Below are 18980 nucleotides of genomic sequence, written 5' to 3' on the forward strand. Positions count from 1 at the left end.
GCACAACGTTACGAGGCCGCCGGTGGGCTGGGCGCTCCCTGCGGGGCGTGACACGGCGCGATCATCCGATCGGCGGCGTCCGGGGCCGCTTTTGGGCGGGTCCCGGATGGACCTCGACCAAGATCAGTGTCGAGCCTCCACAGAGTCAGGGGCGGGGCCGTCGACGACATAAGCGATTGGGAGGCCGTTGGCGCGGCGGATGAAGGCGGCTGTCTGGTGGAGTCTCTCCCCCAGATCCCAGCGGTTCAGGTCGGCGAGGGAGAGTCGCTCGCACGCTGCGTGGGCCAGGGCGACCTTGTCCAGCTTGCCGCCTTTGATCAGGGCGAGGGGGTCGCCCCACTGGTCGTCGGTGTCGGCGAGCCGGGCGTCGGCTCGGACGGCCTTGAGCGCGTCGACGCGCAGGGGTATCGGGAGGTAGTTCTCGATCGTGCGGCACTTGGTGACCCACGCGAACCCGGGGGCCTCGGCTGCGGCGAACTCGTCGGCGAGGCGCTGCTTTGTGGCGTTGATCCTGCCGCGGGCCGTGGTCTTGTCGCTGTCGATCAGGATGGCCATGTGCCGGTTCAGCCGCCGCAGAGAGATGAAGTCGTCGAAGGCCGGGTCGTCGGCGCTGAGGTGGTTGAGGAGCCGGCCTCCGTAGAACATGATCGAGTAGTGGATGCCCTCGATGAGTTCGGGCGCCGTGAGGGTGAGCCAGCGCCTCAGGTAGAGGCGGTCGGTGGGGCCTTCCACCCAGATGATTGCGTTGGTCTGGAGTAGGTCGGACGGGCGGTACCCCAGGTCGGTGCACACAGCGGACAGCTCGTGCGTGGTCAAAGCCTGGTGGACTTCGGTGTGGTCGCCGACGAGTCGGACGTGGAAGACGCTGGCGCACTCGTAGTCGAGCAGGTGCGCGGAGTGGGTCGCTATGAGGTACTGGTTGTCGGTCTGCTCGCTGAGGTAGCGGACGAGTTTGCGCTGCAGCAGCGGGTGCAGATGGACCTCGGGCTCCTCTATACACACCACCGTCCGGCGCAGCAGTGTGGCCGCGGCGGCGAGGATGATGACTTGGTGGTAGCCGGTGCCCCAGTTCTCCAGGGGAAGCACGCGGTCGCCCCGGCGTACGTGGATCGTCCTGGCATCGTGCGGGATCTCCAAGGTGGCCGCCGCGTCCTCGAACACCGAGCATACGAACTCGTTGATCGCCTCGAAGCGCTCCTGATCGTCCTGGCGGCCGATCACGGGCCGCTCAAGCTTCTGCAGTTCGGCTATCAAGCCAGGGCCGTTGTGGATGGCTTCGGACTCCTCGTCGTCCAGAGGACGCATCCTCCGGAAGGCATCCACCGCGGCGAACCGCGGGAGTCGCTGCAACGGGGACAGCTTGTCGAGCAGCTTCCGGACCGCCTGCTCGTGCTGGACGTTCTGGTTCGGGTGCAGGGCGCCGAGCATGCGCATCAGTTCCCGGTTGCCGTTGACCGCCTCCAGAGCCTGGGCGACCTGCGATCCGTCGACGCGCCAGCCGGAGGGCTTCGCGCCCGGGGACGACGGGGCCTGGTACCGCACCCACATCAGATCGTCGGTGCCCAGGTTGAAAGGGCCGGAGGTGAGGAAGCGCAGGGCGGTGTGTACTTCGGTGGTGTCCGGGCCCCTCTGGGGCATCAGCTCGGCGATGTCCTCAGCTGTCAGGCGGCGCGCCAGGGCGATCGTCGCCGCCGGGGCGCCCGTGCTCCAACGCGGGGCGTCGAGGTCCTCGAAGCTGATGTGTTTGTGGTGGAGATGCGATGCGGCCAGGCGCAGCAAGTTGGATTTGCCGGCATTGTTCTGACCGGCGAGCAGGTTGACTTTCGTCAGCGGGGCGATGGCCTGCATGCCGCCGCCGAAACTGCGATACCCCTGGACCGCCAGGCCCGGCAGCAGCACGTCACGCGAGTCCATCGCCCCACGATAGCCGCGGCGGCTGACATGCCCGTCCGCACCGGAGCGGCATCGGGAGCGGTATGTTAGCCCGCTGTGCAGCAGTCGTCGCAGCTGGCCCCGCATGGCGTGGAGAGCATCCGGATCGTCTCCGCGTACGAGGGCGGGTTCGCTCAGGTGGCGCACTTGTCATGGGCAGGCCCGGGCAATCCAGGCGACGCCAGCCTCTACATTCGGCCCTTCGTCGGGACCAACTGGACCGCGAAGGCATCTGCGAACACGGCAATCGCCCCCAACGCCTCCGCCGACGTCACCGCGCAACTGCTGCACCGCAAGGCGAAGTTCGGTGAGCCCAAGCTGTCGCTGCACCACACCGGGCAGACGCACGCCTACGTCGGCCCGAAGACCAAGCACCGTACGCAGCCGGTCCAAGGGCCTCGGCTCGACCACCCCGCGGGCGGGCATGTAGCGACGATCACGTGTTTCGCCTTGGAAGGGCTTCCGCCGCTCGGTCGGCCGCTGAGCGCGGACCCGCCGGACATCGAGATCCTGGTGCCCGGTCCCGGTCAGGACACCGCCCGGCTCAGCGTCGCGCTGTACTCCGGGACCGACGAGGACGCGATGCGGCAGCGCTACCCCTTCCTCCAGTCCACCACGCTGCTTCGGTTTGACCGCCTGGGCATGCCCACCCCGCTCTTATTCGGACTGCGCGCCGCTCACTTCCCAGGTCCGCCGCAGCCGACCCCGGGCGTTGTGGCGGTCGGCGGATGGGGGCCGGGGGCTGCGGCGGACGGCCCGATCCCGATGGTCTCGGTGTGGGTCGGGCCGGACGAGGTCGACGAGCCCGCCTCCGCCTGAGAGCCCGAACTCTCACATTCGCGAGTTCGCGCGACACCTTGGGGTCAGCGGTTGATGGCGCTGTCAGGCGTCGCCGGGCGGGGCTGCTGGTGGCGTCGCGGCAAAGAACCCCCGCAGCGGCCGCTCGACGAGGGAGTGGCGGACGCCGTCGTTGATCAGAGCGTCCTGCAGCCGATGCGCAATGTCCTTGCCGAGTGCGTCTGACGTCACCAGCCACCGCAGCAGCGTGTCGATAAGCAGGCAGCGGGCGCGATCAACCGCATCGTCGTCAAGGTCCTCGGCTGCGTCGCCGTGCGCGTACCCCGAGCGTAGCTTGTAGCTGCCGCCGAACGTCTCGAACGCGGCCGACCGGCGATCGTCATCGAGCCAGAGCATCGCGGCGTTCTGTTTGATGCCCATCGTCGGGAGCTTCGCACCACCCTTGAGGATCGCCTCCAGCGCAATGACATAGTGCAGCAGGAGTTCGTTCGCCTCCTGAGGGTCAACGTAGTCCGTGCCGTAGGTGCGGGCGGACGCCAGGATCAGATGCTCCACGGCCTCGCGGAACCTGCGCGCACGTCCCTTGAGCGACTGTTGCGTGTGGCCAGCATCCGGATCGACGCGGTCGATCATGTGCCAGACACAGTCAGTGAACCGCTCGAAGTTGAACAATTCGGCGGGTCCCACGGTGTAGCGCCCACGTACATGCGCTTCGCCGAGCTCGTTGCCTTCGTGATCTGGAATCGGCTCAGTGGGGTAGTCGCGTTGGAACAAGTGCGCGCGTACGTGGCGTCCCCGCTCGACAGAGAAGATTGCGTCCACGTGAAGGGGTTCACTGCGCCACAGCATCAACGCCGCCAAAACCTTGGCATGCGTAAGCGCGGGCCGCGTATCAAGGCTTACGCGCAGCGATCCGCGATCGAGCTTGGCTCCTGGCCGAGGCAACTGCAAGAACGCAGATCTCTGCAGTTCCGTCGGGTCCATCACCGTCCGGTCCGACAACGCCAGTAGTGAGGGCAAGGGATGGACGGCGGCAATCTGGTCCTTATCGAGCACGCGCAGGTTGTATGGCCCGATGGCCAGGTCCGTCCCGCGTGGCAGGTCCGCGTCAAGCAGCAGCCAGGTCTCGGGTACCGGCGTTGGAGCCGCACACGCTTGCGCAAGGTCCGATGCGAGCGCAGGCACCGGCACTGGCATGCCGGTGGCCGCAGCATTGGCTGCCCGGTCAAGGCCGAGCACGCTCAGGACGACTCGCGACGATGGCAGCGAGTCTCCGTCGATGTACAGGTCGGGACGTGCGGTCCGCGGCGCGGCTGCGGCGATTTGGCGCAGGACGTTGGCGAAGAGGTCGCTGTCGGGTGACCACTGCGACGGGGCGTTCTGCCTGATGTCGTCGAGCCAGGCATGTAAGACCTGTTCGAAGTCCGAGATAGACACGGGGGCACCGTAACGTGCAGACGCATCGCCGGTCGGTGGGTTGGGCACGGCTAGGCCGAAGTTGACCAGCTTCATCCCGATTGTGCCGGTCGCCTTGTCGAGGATCTCATGGAGGACGCAGAGCGCCTCGCCGGCGACGACGACCTTAACTCGAACGTCTGGGTGCGCTCACGATGTCGGGAAGGCTGACCTCCACGCCGAGAGGACTGTCTGGATTTCCCCCTTCTTGGGCGCAGGCATGAACGTCGTCTGGCTTTGTTCATGAGAGGTCACAGACAGAGTTAGATGGGGACACGGCGAAGAGGCTGGGGGCGAGCTCCGGGGGCCGTTGCTTATTCACAGAGTTCTGCTGGAACGGGCCCAAGAGCTGTCGGACCTCGACGGGGTCCGGCAGCATGGACGCCGCCTCCTCAGGGAGAGCAAGGGCATACTGCCTGTCGTCGTGCGCCAACGACTTGCGATGCCCTGATCAAGTCCGGGGGTTTGGCCGCCGCGACCGAGCTCTAGGAGCCGCTCCTGCGAAGCACACTATCCATCGTCTGGGTGATCCTCCTTGGCGATCCAGCGACCTTGCGCGTCGTAAGGCCACGGGAAGGCTCGCAGGTCCCCATGTAGGTGTTCTTCGAGGGCGCGGATCGTGGCCGGCGGATCGGCCGGTGCCGTAGGAGGCGAGGTTAGGGGATCAAGGGAGTCCGCATGGTGCCGGGCCCAACTGAGCCACTCCGCGGTTGCTTTTGGCGTGTTCTCGGGGAATCGGCTTTCTGCCTTGGCACAGAAGGCTCGGATTTTCTCGGCGAGGCTCCACTGATCGACTTGGAGCAAGATGGCGTCGATGCGATGCTTGCGAACCTGGCGTTCGCGGCCGTCGCGGATGCTCTGGTGCCAGTTACGTTGGCGTGCAGCTTCGCGTTGTTCCCGGACTTTGCGTTCCTGTTCGGCCCGGGCTGAGGCTTCTTCGACGTCGCGTAGGAAGTGGCCCAGTCGGCTCTCCAAGGTCCAGCGTGACGCATCGGAGTAAGCGAGGCTGACGGTTTGATAGCCGCCGCTCGGTGTGGCGATCGTCAGCCTTCCGTCGGGATTTTCGTCGTACTTGGGGATGCGTAGCCATGGCTGGCGCTTCTGCTGCTGAATTTCCTGAGGTGTTGGATCGTGCGGGACCTTGCTGGTGCGCTCGAGGATCTCCCATGGGTAGCTGTGGCGACCAATGCGGATGACAAGTCGGTGGACAGTTTCCCCGTGGACGAGGTCGCTTTCGACAGCGACTTCGTGCCCGCGGCGTTCGGCTTCGCTGATCACGGCTTGAGCGATTCGTAAAGCGCGGTCGGCAAGGGGGCGTGAGACGTGGATCGGTACGGCATCGGGGTGGCCGCGGGAGTCGGCCATGGTGCGTGATCGCCCCAGGGATTTCGCGGCGCGAGCGACGAGCGAGTGTGGGTGTGCAAGCTCCTGGGGGACCTCGATCAGGGGAACGGGCGGCGGTTCTTCGGCTCGTTGCGCTTCCTCGTTGAGGAGGCGTATCACGATGTCGCCCTTGTTCCGGCCGGTGAAACGCAGCTTGTGGCCTTCGGGGACATGGCCGTGGTGCAACGCGTGGTAGTACGCGGCCTTCCAGCGGTTGCGAGTGCCGGGCCCGGGGTCTGTGACGGTCACCGTCCCTTGCCCTTGGACGATCCGGGCTAGGAGTTCGACGCCGTCCTTCGGCGCCAGGGCCGCCTGCGCCGGGTCATTCTTGAGCCGTTCCTTCTCGGCGGCGATCTCCTGCGGGTGTTTGCCGTGTTTGAGGAAGAACCGCCCGTCGGCGGTGACCGCGACAGCCTTGCCGCCACGGGCGTAGCTGCTCTTGACCAGCCCACGCGACTCAAGAGCCCACACGATGTTGGTTTCCTGAGGCCCGGCCACGAAGGTTCCAGGTGCCTCCGACACTCGCCTGAGCAAGCCCAACTGCTTCTCGTTGAGGGTGTATTTCACGGCATCGCTCCGTGGCACTCGACGTGAGTATTCGTGACACCTGCAGCCCGCTCGGACCCCATCACGACTCATACCGCCGTTCGGCCAGGAGTGTGTCCGTGTCGCCGAAAGCGCCTCGATCCGCCACCCACGACCACGGCCTGGACGGACACAGCCGCTTATCCGCGGTCGTCGCCCTCAGACCGGCGCTGCGCGGATCTCTTGCACAACGGCGAGAGTTCGGCGGCGGCGGAAACGATAGGGTCTGGCGGTGTGCCTGCGCAGGCGGGCAGTACGGGGGCTGGGATAGGTGCGTGTGCACACGGGCGGCGCAGTAGCTGGGATGACCGCGGCTCTGGTGATGGTCTTGGCGGGGTGCAGTGGTTCGAGCGGCGCAGGCAGCGCGCCTGCCGCAGTGACAGGGACGCCGACGGGAACTCAGGGGTCGCCCCGGGCGGTGTCAGCCGACTACCCCGGGGCTGCGCTGCCGGGGTTGGACACGCGTGCGTCGTGGTCGGCGCCGCTGCCAGCGACCGGCCGGGACCCGGCGGAGGTCCTGGCGGTCGGCGACGCGGTAGCAGTCGTCGCCCCCGACACGCCTGGGTCGAGGGTGTTCACTGCGCAGATCCTTGACGGCGCAACTGGCGCGCCCCGCGGCACAATCCACAGCGAGGGGACGTGGTCCGTCGCCACCTGGCGCGGCGTACCCGCACTGGTGGTCTGGACCCCGACGCACACGCCGGCCAGCGGGCTGAATCCCGCCAAGGACGGATGGACCGTGACCGGCTACAACGCGCACGGCAAGGTCCTCGGATCCATGGACGTCGACGCCTTGGCCAACACTTCGTCCGGCTCGTCCTCGGTAGAGGACGGTTGGTACAGCACCAAGGGCGGCGACGGGTCGACCACGTGGGCCCAGGTGTCCGATGGGCCCGCGGCCCCGGGCTGGCGGCTGAACTGCGGGACGGCGTACGGCGACAGTTGCGACCGACGTGCCTTGGAGGTCACCGAATTCACCGACACCCGCGGCATGTCCTTCCTCGTCGCCGGCCTGGTGGTCATGGCCGAAGGCATCGGCGACGGCCGCCGGTTGGTCGTGTACGACCCGGCGAGCGGGGCACGCAAGTGGACCTCGGACGCCATGGGCCGCCCTGGCGGCACCGATCCGAAGCAGTTGCCGAAGATCGTCGGCTTGGTCGGCGGGCGGATCCTGGTCGCGTGGCCGACCAAGCCCAACAGCACCGACCGGCTCCTGACCATCCAGGATCCCGTAACCGGGGCCCAGGTCGCCGTCGGCCCGACGATCACCGGCGGGTACGGCCTCGACAGCTACATCGCCGACCAGGCCGGGCGCTACGTAGTCGCGTGCAGCAACCAGCGGTGCACCGCGTGGGACACGCAGACCGGCCAGACCCTGTGGCAGCAGGCCGGTGGGGAACTGCGGTTCATCCCGACCGCGATCGTCGGCGGTGTGCTGTACGGGCAGCGCGTCAACGACGACGCGATGAGCACCAAGACACCGCTCGCGCTGGACGTGCGGACCAAGCAGATCCTCGGTGAAGGCACCGGCCTCGCCCTCCCGACACCGGTCGGCACCGACCATGCAGCCGTCACCCTCAACGGCACCGCGTACGGATTCGTCGTCCGCACCCGGTGACGCCCCGGCCGGTGCCCGCGCCCTGGATGCATGCTCTCCGCCTTTGCGTCTGAGCTCACTCATAGGCCGCGTGACCGCTCGCGCCGCTGACACCATGCGCTCATGGACGCAGGGGTCGTGGCGCACTTGGGGCGGGGTATCGGGTCGAGGGCGACGCTGGGGACACGTAGATAGCCGGTGCTGCACAGGACTGAGTTCAAGAGCGGCAGTGGCTGCGGCAGGTTCGGCTCCGCCCGCTCGGGTTTGCTGGTCGCGATGATCCGGACTTCTGTGTCGTTCACACCATGAGCGGCGCATGGCGGATTGTCCGTACCAGCCGATCCCACCGTTCCTGCCATGCCGTTGATCGCGTCTGGTTCCTCCCGTTGACCTGACACCGCGTCAACACAGGGGTCCGGCTGATGCCGATCGATCTCGTTCCTTGGGTGGCCCAGCCCAGTGCGCAGCGTCGGCACAGCTACTGCCTCACGTGGCAGGACACTGCCGAGGTTCTCGTAGTCATCGTCCGGCACCCTGGTGGGCTCGATGCAGACGATCGCCCGCGGTCGGTTGCACGTTCGCGGATGTACAACCAGGGCGTCTACACGTCCTCTATCATCGCTTGCACGCTACACCTTGTGCACTTCTGCGATCCGTCGTCGAACTCAGCAACTGTTGAAGGACGTGCGCCTTCAGCGCATGCAGATGTTGCGCCTGGGGAGCGGCGAGTTGCGCAGCGCGGGGGGCGATCATGAGGTACTTGCGACCCGGGGGTTTCGTTCGGGTGTCCGGCGGACCGGGGATCGGCAAGATCGGGGATGTCGAGGGCGGGCGCGTTCGCGTCGATTACTTCGAGTCGCCGGTCACGACGGTCGCGCACTCGGAGTGGGTAGCGGATCAGAAGGTGCATCGAGTACTCCTCGAGCGTGAGGAGCGCGTCTGGTGGAGAAGTCGCCACGGGGATTGGAATGCGGGACGAGTAGTTTTCCCGGGGGAGCGCGAGTACGGCGTGCGGTTCCCCAATACGGAACTCGACTTTCCGGTCCCTGAGGACGATCTCTACGTCCGCTGGGATCGACCCGTGCGGGACCCTGTGGCCAGTCTTGCCGTTCGCGGAGGTAGTACGGCGCCCTTCCGGGATGCGCGGCTGCCAATGTTGCACAGCCTGGTGCATCAGCGCGGCGCCTGCGCGGGTATGAGTACCTTCTTGTCCTCTTCGGTGGAGATTTACCCGCATCAAGTAGAGGCCGCTCTGACAGTGTTGTCCGACCCAGTTCAACGCTACTTGCTGACAGATGAAGTGGGCCTGGGCAAGACGATTCAAGCTGGGTACGTGATCCGGCAGGTACTGCTGGATGATCCGGCATCGCGCGTCGTCGTTGTTTGTCCTCCGGTGCTGCGTCGACAATGGCAGAGAGAACTTCAGGAGAAGTTCCACATCGGAGACTTCGTGGCGCAGCGGGTAGTCATCTCGTCGTATGACGATTCCCGCGAGTGGCAAGCGTATGAGGATTATGCGCTCGTCGTCGTGGATGAGGCGCATGCTCTGGTGCGCTCGGCCCCAGACGCGTCGCCGTATCGAGAACTATGTGCGCTAGCGCACTCTGCGGAACGGCTGCTGCTGCTGTCTGCCACGCCTATTACATCGAACTACCTGACCAACTTGGGGCTACTGCACCTGTTGGATCCTGAGCTGTACCGGTGGGACCAGCAAGAAGAATTCGAGCGCCGCTATGCGATGCGCTCGGCTCTGGCAGACAGCGTCCAGTCGCTCGACCCGGATCTGAACTACGTGATCCGCGACAGCCTCGAGGACATCGCCAAGCTGCTCCCGGAGAGCGACAGCCGATTTCACCAACTCGCGCAGGACGTCCTAGCGTTGCTTGACGACGAGGACGAGTTGGTTGATCCCGCGCAGCATAGCGAATTCAGCTACCGAATTGCGCAGGTCCGGGCTCATCTCGGCGAGACGTATCGCATTCACCGGCGTGTGATCCGGCATCGCCGCGAGGGTGTGTTGCGGGAAAGCGTCGACCCGGACGGTCTGGGGTTGGCGTATGCGGTGCGGGGACGGACACGGCCCACGCTCATCCCAACTCTGCCAGGCGCAGGCGAAGCGGGAAGTGAGTTGGTCCTGCGTTGGTGGAGCCATGTGCGCAGTCATCTAGATGACACGGGCGACGCAGACAACGGTGCCTACGGCATGGTGCTGGCACTCCTCACGGCGCGTGCAACCGCGCTGCCGGGGGATGTTGTGGACGTTCTGCGCTGGCGGGCACTTGCTGATCACGACGCGGCTCAACGGGCGGGGTTGAGCGAGCATGACCTGGCTTTGCTGGCCAATGCGCCGGTGGTTGCCGGGGAACGCACCCTCCTCAGCGGATGGGAGTTCGAGGACCTCCCTTCTGCTAAGCGGGACGTGCGGGCACTCGTCAACGTCTTGCTTCCCCATCTCCGTCGGCTCAAGAAGTCCGTCATCTTCTGTGGCCCGGGGCAGTTGGCCGCCCAGTTGGCTGAGCATCTGCACAGCCGTTTCAGCCATTTGACGGTTGCCGAGCACACTGAGCGCCATGGGCCGGAGCGTGCAACTGATGCGCTGACGAGATGGTCGTGTGCTGAAGGACAGGCAGTGCTCGTAGCCGACCATTCCGCAGAGGATGGTCTAAACCTGCAAATGGCCGATGGCGTGTTCCATCTGCGATTGCCGTGGTCAGCCAATCAGTTGGAACAGCGGTTGGGGCGAGTCGACCGATACCCCGGCGCCGAGGGTGCGTGCCCAAATAGCCCGGCGGCACAGTTCCGTCTCGCCGACGAGAACGGCGCAGATGCCTCGTTCGCCGAGGCATGGGCGACGTTGCTAACCGAGGGCTATCAAGTCTTTGACGGGTCGACCTCCACATTGCAGGATGCGATTGCCCAGTCGCTGGGGTTGGTGTGGGCGCATGCCTTCGCGGTAGGTCCGGAAGCGCTGTTGGCGCAGCGGGAGGAGTTGCGACGTCGGCTGGATGATGAGCGGCACGAGATCGCCAAGATGGACCTTCTGGAGTCCATCCACGACGCAGGCCAGGGGCTGCGTAGCGTGCCGACGTCTTTGCTCCATGCGGAGACGGAGTGGCGACAGATCGAGTCGGCGCTTGTGGGCTACACCGCCGAGGACACGGGTGGGGTTCGTCTGCCGCACGTAACGCGTTCTGTGGCGGGCGCGTCCGCGGTGCAGTTCAATGTGCGGTCAGCGCAGCCTCTCTTGGCGCCTCGGCACTGGCGGCGGGTGCAGGCGCGGATCACCGAAGATGCCCTGGCGCTCGGTTTGTTCAACCGTTCAACGGCGCTGCGGCGGCCTGGCACGCGGCTGTTCCGCCTGGGTAATCCGCTGGTTGACCTGCTGGGCGAGGCGGTCCTCAACGACGAGTTGGGCCAGAGTGCTGTGTTTCGTCGCCTCGATCGGGCCATGCCTCGTGGTGAAGAGCCCCAGCCCTACTATGGTTTTGACTTTCTTGTCGAAGCCGATGTGTCGTCCGCGCTGGCGCATGTGGAGGGAAGCCCGGACGCGGCGCGTACGCTGCGCCGGCAAGCAGACCGCATCTTGGCCCCATTCGTGAGGCGCGTGTGGGTGGAAGGCGGCACCAACCGCGCTGTGACTGATCCAGCGCAGTGTGCCTGGCTTAATCGGCCATACAACAAAAGCAACGGCGACCGCAATTACAACAGCGCCCGCGTTGACGATTACTTTGCTCTGTTCGGCGGGCAGGAAGCGGCGGCATCCTTTGCCGATGAGGCTGCGACGGCCGCCCTGGGCTTCCTGTACGAGCACACGAATCTGGAGACCATCTGCGAGGGGGCACAGCAGCAGGCTCTGGAGGTGGCGGCGGTCCTCAACGCCCAATGCGCCGCGCGACGCGCGGCAGGACACCTGGTGGGAGACACCGAAGGGCTGGTCACCGATGCGGCCATCTTGCAGACGTTGGCAAGTGGCCTGTCCCGACCGACGATCCGCATCGTGGCCGCCGCGTGCGTCGTGCGCCGCGGGCTGGAGTACGTGCACGCATGAGCAATGACGAATGGGGGCAGGCACGACGCCTGTTCGACGCGTGGCCAGCCCCAACATCGGATCCTCCGCTTGTAGGGACCGTGCGCCGACTGGGTGATGCACTGGCTGGACTACGCAACGGTGACAGCGGATGGCGCGACATCGTTGCGTTGACACACCAGATCTTGTTGCGGGCAGAGGCTCTGGGCAACTCAGCTCGGCTTCCCGTCCCGCTGCGTCCGGGGCTGCCGACGTTCGAGCAGTGGCGTGCGGGCGGATGCGATGCCCTTTTTGACGGCGAACGAGCCTTGCTGCGAGGCGCCCTGTGGGCGCCGACCGAACCATCCGCCTCGGCGCGGGACGCGGGGCTTGACCAGGTTCGCCACGCGATCATGGGCACCGACTCTCCGATGCGGCGGGAACTGGACGATACGCCAGCCGATCCATTCTGGGCACATGTACTGGGCTATAGCCACTATTTGTCACGGGGGCAGCAACAGGCTGCTCGTTCGCTTGCCATGATGCCGCAGGGAGAAACCGCGATCGTTTGCCTCCCCACAGGGCACGGCAAGACACCGGTGGCGCTTGCGGCCTCATTGCTGGCTGGTACGCACGGTGGTGTGTCGGTACTCGTCGTTCCCACGGTGGTATTGGCCATCGACATGGAACGCAGAATCCGAGACTTGCTCGGTCATAGCGACCCCAGTGCTGCCCATCGCCGGTACGCCTATGTCGGCTCGCTCGATCCTGCTGCTAAGCAACAGATGCGCGACAACATCGTTGCGGGGCGTCAGCCCTTGGTGGTGGCTTCCCCGGAGGCTGTGGCCCTCGGGCTCCAGGCGGCGTTGCTGGAGGCGGCGAAGACAGGGAACCTGAACTACCTCATCCTGGATGAGGCGCATTTGGTCGAGCAGTGGGGGAACGACTTCCGCACGGCGTATCAGTCCCTGGCTGCGCAGCGCCGCTCGTGGTTGATGGCAGCTCTCCCGGGGCGGGCGCCGCGCACCGTTGCTATGAGTGCCACCCTCACTCAGCAGCAAGTGCGCACCTTGGAGAACCTGTTCGCTAGGCCACAGCAGGCGAAAATGGTATGGGCTTCGGAGTTGCGCCAGGAGCCGGCCTACTTCATCAGCTCGTTCCCCATCGAAGCCGACCGGGCTGAGGCCGTGCTGGAAGCCGTCACCCGCCTGCCCAAACCCATGGCGCTATATGTGACGCGGCGTGAAGACGCCAAGCATTGGGTAGAGGTGCTGCGCGAAGCAGGCTTGCATCGAGCCGCCGCCGTGCATGGTGACTCAAGCGAAGACGAACGGCGGGCTGCTCTGGTCGGATGGGCAGGCGGCAACAGTGCAGCCCTTATCCCCACTCGCTTCGACGTCATCGTGGGCACTTCTGCCTTTGGCCTGGGGGTCGATCTTGGTGACGTTCGGTCGGTGATCCACGCCTGCCTGCCAGAAACGGTGGACCGGTACTACCAGGAGGTAGGGCGTGGCGGGCGTGACGGCAGCCCATCCCTGGCCTACCTCGCCACCTGCCCGTATGCAGACCGAGGGATTGCACAAAGGCTGAACCGGCAAAAACTCATCTCTGCTCCGACCGCCTGGGAGCGGTGGGAAGGCATGTTCCTACAGCGTTCCCGCACAGACAGGGACCTTTATCGGCTCAACATGACACACCGGCCAGCCCGACTGCCGGTGGGATACAAGTGGCACCGCGGTTGGAATGAACAGATCCTCAACTTCATGGTTCGTGCAGGTCTGATTGAGATCTTCCCGCCGCAAGCGCCGCGACGCGCGTATGGTGAGGACGACCTGACCTGGGCGTCACGGCTGGCCGCGTTCTACGAGCAGGCATCCAACCTTGTTGACGTGGACCTCAAGGACTGGCAGACAAACAATCCCGGCCATTTCGCTGCCGCTATCGACCGTGTTCGCACCGACATCAAGGTCGCTCAGGACGGCGCTCTTGAGCGAATGGAGCAACTGCTGCTTCGTCAACGGTGCATCGCCGAAGATCTGGCGGAGTACTACACCGTGGACGACTACTTCACGATGCCAGCATGCCGTGGGTGCCCTGCTTGCAGACAGCAGGGGCTACCGCCCACCGGTCCCGGGACGCTGTATCGCGCCGCTTTGTCCCCGGATCCTGACATCGCCGAATGGCCGCGCCACAACGCTCCGCTTGGTTCCCTGCATCCCTACCACCAGAGTCTCTGCCTGTATTGGCGCAGCAGGGAGGAGCGCGACTCGGAACTGATGTCCCTGTTGATACGGCTGGCGCGGGCGGGGGTGTCCTGCTTCGGCGGTCCTGGTCTCGACGCTGCACATGCGTTCCAGATCCAGGAAGAGGCCGGTTCGGCAGCTGTGTTGTTCGACCGCGATGGCAATCTTGTGCACGAATTTCACGGACTCATGGTGTGGGTGGAGAAGGAAGACGCCGCCATTGTGGACGAAGACGTATGGGTGCGCATGTCTGACGGCGAGCCTGTGTATCTGCTGCATCCCGAGACAGCGGAAGAGCCTGGTCGGCCCGGTCGCCTTCTACTCGACACGCATGCTCCCGCGCTCCCCCTTCGGCATGCGAGAAAAGGTCTCTAGCTCATGCAGTTGCTGAACACCCCTGCTCCGTACCCAGCAATCATCTGGACCGTGGTCCGTTTCATGGTGGCGGAAGGAAAGCCCACACACAAGAAGACGATCACTACATACCTGGAGCCCGGCGAAGCAGACGCTAAGAACTCGGGTCCGGTGCACCACTCTCTGGGCACACTCAACGACCTGGGCCTAGCGATCCGTTCTGAAGCCGACACCTGGTCGCTCCGCGGCGGACTGGAAAAAGTCGGTATCGATGACTACGCCGGATTCCAAAGGGTCATCCGTAGGGCGGTTCTGGCGGTCGACGGCGAGGTTCCGGATCCGCCCGATGATATCCGCCGTGCCCTCGCCTGGATATTGATGCGAGACCCGTTCAAGGAGTCCTTCAACTGGGCGACGATTGATCAGCAACACAACCGGTCGGCGCCCGATGGCCAACTCGTGCTGGCCAACGACACCCGCTGGCCCTCTCTGGCCGAGTGGGGCAGGGCACTGGGACTGATGGCGCCTGCACCCCACGCGCGCGACCGGCATGTGCCAGATTGCACGAGTGCCGTGCATCAGGTGCTAACCGATGGATTGGAACGTGGCCGTTCGACCGATTCGATGAGCGTGCTGCAACTGCTGCGCCGCCAACTGCCGGTGGTGCCTGGCGGTTCGCTTGCCGCATCACTGGGTTGTGCACCCGAGGCCCCAAAGATTGCAGGTGCCGCCCTGTCATTTGCACTGATGCGCGGCGAGCACGAAGGCTGGCTAGTTCTGGGCCAGGACTCGGACGCCTCTGCGGTGATCAATTTGCATGACCCAGACCGGTCCTCTCCGCGCTTTTGCTCATCGATCACCTTGCTGGAGGGCGATGATGCCTGAGTTTCAGGGCTATGTCTGCTGGGACATTGAGCGAGTCATCTCGACGATCCAGACTGAGGCGGTGGTGGCCTCGTCGGCAGTCTTCTTGGCCACACACACCCCCCTACAGATCCATCGCGCCGAGATCGACGGAAGGTCATTCAGCAACACCGGCCAACTGGCCAGCGAGAAGGACGTCCTCAAGGATTTCCTCGGACGAAAAACGGCAACGGGGACCGTGCTGATGCCCATCGTCGGCGAGTCCGGATCTGGCAAGTCGCACCTGGTCCGCTGGGTGCGGGAGAACCTCCCTGTTACAGACAAACGAAAGGTGATCTACCTCGAGAAGTCGAAGACGAGCCTGCGGCACGTTATCGAGTCGCTTCTGGAGGGCGTCGATGACACGGAAATCTCCCAGATCCGATCGGATGTGCGGAGCGCCACCGGCAACGCTGATGCGTCGTCGCTGGCTCTGCGGCTCATCAACGAACTGGTGATAGCCCTCGCCGGGACTACCGCTGCCGCACTACCGCGGAGGCAGCGGCAACTTGCCGGGAAGAAGGGCCTCGCGCTGCTCTTGCAGGACCCGGTCCTGCAAGAACAGATGCTTGAGGAAGGCAAGTTCGTCCCACGCTTCGCTGAACATATGATCAGCGACCGCGGCGCGGATGCCGAACGCCCTCCTCGTTTCACCGTTGACGACCTGCCGCTCAGCGTCGCCTCCACGACCCAGGACACTGCCGCTCCCACGAAGAGCATGCTGCGGCTGTTGTTGTCGAAGCCGGAGATGCGTGACGTCGCCGTGGAGATGCTCAACGAGTACTGGGAGAAGTCTGTCCAGGCCACCGCATCGCTCGGAGGCGGACGCGTTCTGGATGCCATGAAGAAGGTGCGGGAAATCTACGCGCGCCAGGGCCAGGAGATCGTCCTGCTGGTCGAGGACTTCGCCCTGATTCAAGGGGTCCAGCGCGACCTGCTGGACGCGATCACGGAAACTTCGCAGCGCGAAGGCCAGAGGGTCCTGGCGCCGATGCGGACGCTTATGGCCATTACGAGCGGCTACTTCCACGATCTACCGGAAACGGCTCTAACCCGGATTGAGGCTTCCACAGGCGGCCATGTCTACAACTTGGATCTTGTCCTGGAGGGCCAGGACAGTACTGAAGCTTTCGCATCCTTCGCCGGTCGCTATCTCAACGCGGCACGCGTAGGACGCACGGAACTGGAGACGCATGCCGGAGAACCGATGCCCAACCGATGCGAGGGGTGTCCGGTCAGGGTCAAATGCCACGACTCGTTCGGAAGTTCGGCTGAAGGGTACGGACTCTACCCATTTAACCGATCCGCTCTGCGTCGGACCGTCCACGCCGTCGCCCCGGCCGGGCAACCGTATGCCTTCGTCCCACGGACCATCCTCAGTCGCGCTCTGATCCCAGTCCTCACCGAGTCCTGCGACACGATCTCAGAGGGAACCTTCCCCGACGAGCAGTTTCGACAGCGCTTCAAGAGCAATCGGGCCGCCAACGATCTGCCCCTCGCCAGCAGAGTCCGAGAACAGATCGATGAGATGGACCAGTCAGACGGCCCTCGCCGCGAAAGGTTGCTGGAGTTCTGGGCGGACAGCCCAACCGATCTCGTCAACCTCGATCCCGGTATCGCAGAAGCGTTTTCGTTGCCCCATCTGCCCATTGACTCTGAGTACCCCCGGGACAGGGGGAAGACGTCCCCCCGTCAACCTGACGTAGAGGCTTCGCCTAAACCATCGCAGGTGCTACATGATCCGCGTTCTTTGCCGGCAAGCCTCCAAAAGCGCATAGATCTAGTGGAACGCTGGAGCGCTGGCGACGCCGGTTTGGCCACGGGGGAAGCCTCGACAGTGCGTTCCATGATTTCGCGAGCCGTTGTCAATCGCCAGGACTGGACACATCCCCCGACAAAACCAACCAGCGGTTCAGAAGCTGCGCAAGCAGGCTGGAACAACAAGGCCAACACGGTTTCCATCGAAGGAGCTGCCGCTGAGGCTCTGGCCCGAGGCGTATCGCCGATCATCTTCAAACGCACTCCGGCCAACGCGGAGTTCTTCAAAAGCTTGATCCTGTTGAGCGTAGACGCCGCTGACGGCGCACGTACCCAAGATGTCCTGCGATTGGCCCACCTGGCCGACCGCTATGCCCAAGTGCTCAGAGAGCGCATCACCGCCCACGCACAGATGAGCGACGACCATCTGGTGGCCGGTCTGCGAGTGTCGTTGATGGGCGCGGCCCTCGCCGGTCGGGCGCATCCCGGCATGTCGTTGCTGCAATTGCATGCTGCTGCCTTCGACCCTGGTGCGTCCTGGCAGCGCTCCGATGCCTCCTCCCGTACCGAGGCATGGCAAGCGAGTCTCGGCGCCCACGTGGCCAAACGCACCAATCTCGTGGAAACCTTGCGCGGAGCCCTAGGCGTGGGGCAGGGATCGGGCGCGGTTCAAGTCATTGATGCTGTCCGGGCACTGCCTCTGCTGCGTCGTGCCGCCGAACGCTGGGAGTTGGATGGCATCGAACTACCGAAGTGGGCGCAGGATGCAGCAAGACCGCTGGCGGGATGGCGCGAACTAGTGCGCGCTCAGCATGTCCAGTTGGTTACTTTGCTTGAGGAGATACGGCAACGCTTCCCGCGCGGAGAGCGTTCGAGCGAAGTTCTGCCCCAGTTGGAAGCCTCGCTGCGGGTAGCGGCTGAGTTGGGTTTGGAAGGCGGCAGCAGAGTCCCGGAGATTCGGCAACTCATCGACCAGGTGCAGGACGCCGACTGGGCCAGCCTGACAGCCCTGGAAAGAGACCTGGCCAAGCTCACCGCAGACCTTGAAGGGACTGCTGCGATGACGGCTGCGCTGCACGGCGTCGTGCCCCTAAGGGATCCCCACCTAGCCGACCTACATAGCTTGCTGCGCGCAGCCGATGCGTTCCTCAGCGATGCCCTTCAGGCGGCCGAAGACCGGGGTCAGACCGCCGCGAGCACTGCCAGCCAGCAAATGACATCCCTAATGGATGACTGGCAACAGGCAGCACGGTTGGCGTTGTCGGCTTCGGAGGACGAGACATGAGCACAGCCTCGGTTCTGGAAAAGGCCCGTGCGTTGCAGAACCAGGCGCGGCACATCGCCGAGGCGCAGAAGGACGCTGCTCAGCAAGAGCGGGTGGTACGCCGAATTGACGAGGTCCGAAGCGCGTTGGAGAAGGCCCGCGGACAACTGCGGACTGCTGTACTACTCAGGGAACGCACGGGACTGTCGGTGAACCTGGCTTCCTTGGCGGCGGCCTATGAGCGTTTCGAGAACAAATCGCGGGGCGGACTCCCGGCCGACCGCGTGTTCGCGGAGGCCCAGAAGGCGCTCGACGCCTGCGCCAAGGAGTTTGCCTCCACGATCCGCGACGCGTGGGCGGAGTGGGCTCGAACCTGCGTCAGCGGTGTGTCATCCGTGCGTTTTGCGGCCCTGGCGCCGCCGGATCGCCGTGAGGCTGAGAACTCCCTGCGTACTCTGCGGGTGCTTGCTGAGCGGAAGACAGTCGACGGGACGACCATTCGCGCCTTTTGTGCCGATCACGCCAATGTGTTGCGCCTTCTGGAGCATGCGCCCAGCGAAGTGCCAACCGAGCTGGCCCAGTTGATTGAGCGGATCGACGGCGGCGGGCTGACCCTCTGCGATCTCAGCGATGATGACATTGCGTTGCTGCGCACTTACGATCAGGACGTTTGGATCTCTGTCACTCGGAAGGCGGACTGAC

10 protein-coding genes are annotated in these 18980 nt (G+C 64.9%); 7 read left to right on the plus strand and 3 right to left on the minus strand.

Annotated features, from left to right (window positions below):
• Nucleotides 1-123 precede the first annotated feature (123 nt).
• Complete coding sequence (locus AB0C36_RS01325; RefSeq protein ID WP_358347456.1) at nucleotides 124-1914, minus strand: AAA family ATPase; 1791 nt, start codon at nucleotides 1912-1914, stop codon at nucleotides 124-126.
• A gap of 75 nt (nucleotides 1915-1989) precedes the next feature.
• Here AB0C36_RS01325 and AB0C36_RS01330 point away from each other — a divergent pair, with 75 nt between their 5' ends.
• Nucleotides 1990-2751, plus strand: coding sequence for a hypothetical protein (locus AB0C36_RS01330; RefSeq protein ID WP_358347459.1), 762 nt, complete (start codon nucleotides 1990-1992; stop codon nucleotides 2749-2751).
• 63 nt (nucleotides 2752-2814) lie between these two features.
• On the opposite strand, the gene AB0C36_RS01335 is transcribed toward AB0C36_RS01330, so the two are convergent.
• Nucleotides 2815-4242, minus strand: a complete 1428-nt coding sequence (locus AB0C36_RS01335; RefSeq protein ID WP_358347462.1) for a hypothetical protein — start codon at nucleotides 4240-4242, stop codon at nucleotides 2815-2817.
• A 453-nt stretch (nucleotides 4243-4695) separates the two neighbouring features.
• The gene (locus AB0C36_RS01340; protein ID WP_358347465.1) at nucleotides 4696-6135 is read right to left on the minus strand and encodes a hypothetical protein; all 1440 of its coding nucleotides are present in this window, start codon (nucleotides 6133-6135) and stop codon (nucleotides 4696-4698) included.
• Nucleotides 6136-6607: 472 nt separating this feature from the next.
• Between AB0C36_RS01340 and AB0C36_RS01345 the strand changes: the two genes are divergently transcribed.
• The 6 genes from AB0C36_RS01345 to AB0C36_RS01370 all read left to right on the plus strand — a co-directional run bounded on the left by AB0C36_RS01345 (nucleotide 6608) and on the right by AB0C36_RS01370 (nucleotide 18979).
• Nucleotides 6608-7771, plus strand: coding sequence for a hypothetical protein (locus AB0C36_RS01345; RefSeq protein ID WP_358347468.1), 1164 nt, complete (start codon nucleotides 6608-6610; stop codon nucleotides 7769-7771).
• A gap of 730 nt (nucleotides 7772-8501) precedes the next feature.
• The gene (gene dpdE / locus AB0C36_RS01350) at nucleotides 8502-11798 is read left to right on the plus strand and encodes a protein DpdE (protein WP_358347469.1); all 3297 of its coding nucleotides are present in this window, start codon (nucleotides 8502-8504) and stop codon (nucleotides 11796-11798) included.
• Nucleotides 11795-14374: a protein DpdF gene (gene dpdF / locus AB0C36_RS01355; RefSeq protein WP_358347472.1), complete on the plus strand. Its 2580-nt coding sequence runs from the start codon at nucleotides 11795-11797 to the stop codon at nucleotides 14372-14374. Before dpdE ends, dpdF begins: the two co-directional genes overlap by 4 nt.
• Before the next feature lie 3 nt (nucleotides 14375-14377).
• Entirely contained in the window at nucleotides 14378-15238 is an 861-nt protein-coding gene (gene dpdG, locus AB0C36_RS01360) for a protein DpdG (RefSeq protein ID WP_358347474.1), read from the plus strand.
• Nucleotides 15231-18299 (plus strand): protein DpdH, encoded by a 3069-nt coding sequence (dpdH, locus tag AB0C36_RS01365; protein ID WP_358347477.1) that lies wholly within the window; start codon nucleotides 15231-15233, stop codon nucleotides 18297-18299. The genes dpdG and dpdH overlap by 8 nt, the downstream gene beginning before the upstream one ends.
• Nucleotides 18296-18979 carry a hypothetical protein gene (locus AB0C36_RS01370; protein WP_358347480.1) on the plus strand — a complete coding sequence of 228 codons (684 nt, stop codon included), beginning with the start codon at nucleotides 18296-18298 and terminating at the stop codon, nucleotides 18977-18979. Before dpdH ends, AB0C36_RS01370 begins: the two co-directional genes overlap by 4 nt.
• Nucleotide 18980: the final 1 nt, after the last annotated feature.

Origin of the sequence: Streptodolium elevatio (assembly GCF_040649515.1) — a bacterium.
Classification (GTDB): domain Bacteria; phylum Actinomycetota; class Actinomycetes; order Streptomycetales; family Streptomycetaceae; genus Yinghuangia; species Yinghuangia elevatio.

Excerpts from the sequence above, each read along its gene's own strand:
- dpdE (WP_358347469.1), top strand. The coding sequence starts at position 8,502 with ATGAGGTACTTGCGACCCGGGGGTTTCGTTCGGGTGTCCGGCGGACCG.
- dpdH (WP_358347477.1), top strand. The coding sequence starts at position 15,231 with ATGCCTGAGTTTCAGGGCTATGTCTGCTGGGACATTGAGCGAGTCATC.
- AB0C36_RS01335 (WP_358347462.1), bottom strand. The coding sequence starts at position 4,242 with ATGAAGCTGGTCAACTTCGGCCTAGCCGTGCCCAACCCACCGACCGGC.
- AB0C36_RS01370 (WP_358347480.1), top strand. The coding sequence starts at position 18,296 with ATGAGCACAGCCTCGGTTCTGGAAAAGGCCCGTGCGTTGCAGAACCAG.
- dpdF (WP_358347472.1), top strand. The coding sequence starts at position 11,795 with ATGAGCAATGACGAATGGGGGCAGGCACGACGCCTGTTCGACGCGTGG.
- dpdG (WP_358347474.1), top strand. The coding sequence starts at position 14,378 with ATGCAGTTGCTGAACACCCCTGCTCCGTACCCAGCAATCATCTGGACC.
- AB0C36_RS01325 (WP_358347456.1), bottom strand. The coding sequence starts at position 1,914 with ATGGACTCGCGTGACGTGCTGCTGCCGGGCCTGGCGGTCCAGGGGTAT.